General features: G+C 39.5%; 1 protein-coding gene and 1 pseudogene (1 of these 2 only partly in view). One reads left to right on the top strand and one right to left on the bottom strand.

Annotated features, from left to right (window positions below):
* A protein-coding gene (gene brnQ2 / locus V7183_RS02050) for a branched-chain amino acid transport system II carrier protein BrnQ2 (RefSeq protein WP_335358544.1) crosses the window boundary here: on the top strand, nt 1-307 show its 3' portion. It extends 1,007 nt beyond the left edge of the window; only the last 307 of its 1,314 coding nucleotides appear in the window; its start codon lies beyond the left edge, outside the window; it ends in the stop codon at nt 305-307.
* An 86-nt stretch (nt 308-393) separates the two neighbouring features.
* Here the strand turns inward: brnQ2 and V7183_RS02055 are convergent.
* Nucleotides 394-554 (bottom strand): annotated as a pseudogene (locus tag V7183_RS02055) (formylglycine-generating enzyme family protein); the annotation flags it as partial.

Raw genomic sequence — 554 nt, forward strand, 5'->3', positions numbered from 1 at the left:
AATCACATTACCTGTGTTAATTATTCTTTATCCAATTACAATCATTTTAATTTTTGTATCATTCATCGATAAATACACGAAGCGTAAACCTTCTGTATACATCGGTGCCATGATTGCCGCATTTATTATTAGCTGTATTCATGCACTTGATAATGTGGGAATGATCCCAACTGCCATTGCATCCATCGTAAGTACCATTCCTCTTTACAAATTAGGAATCGGCTGGATTATTCCGGCAATTGTTGGCGGTATCGTAGGATACTTTATTCCTCAGACGCAAACAGCAGGTGAAGTTTCTACTAAATAAAAAAGAAGCAAGCATTTATACAGAAATGCTTGCTTCTTTTATTTTCTATCACTTAATACAGCTAGTTGAGCGCTTGTTTGTAGCAGTTACAAAGACCGGACAAGACGGAACCCAAGGTCGTCTATGCAAAATGACGGATGGCTACGACGACACGAAGCCCCACAGCCTCTAGCCTCCTCAGCCCAGCTACCTCCTCGAAAAATTCGGTAGGAGCCATACACTTGTTCATCATATAAATCCATTTTAA

It is taken from the genome of Bacillus sp. JJ1127 (genome assembly GCF_036965845.1).
In the GTDB taxonomy this organism is placed as follows: domain Bacteria; phylum Bacillota; class Bacilli; order Bacillales; family Bacillaceae_G; genus Bacillus_A.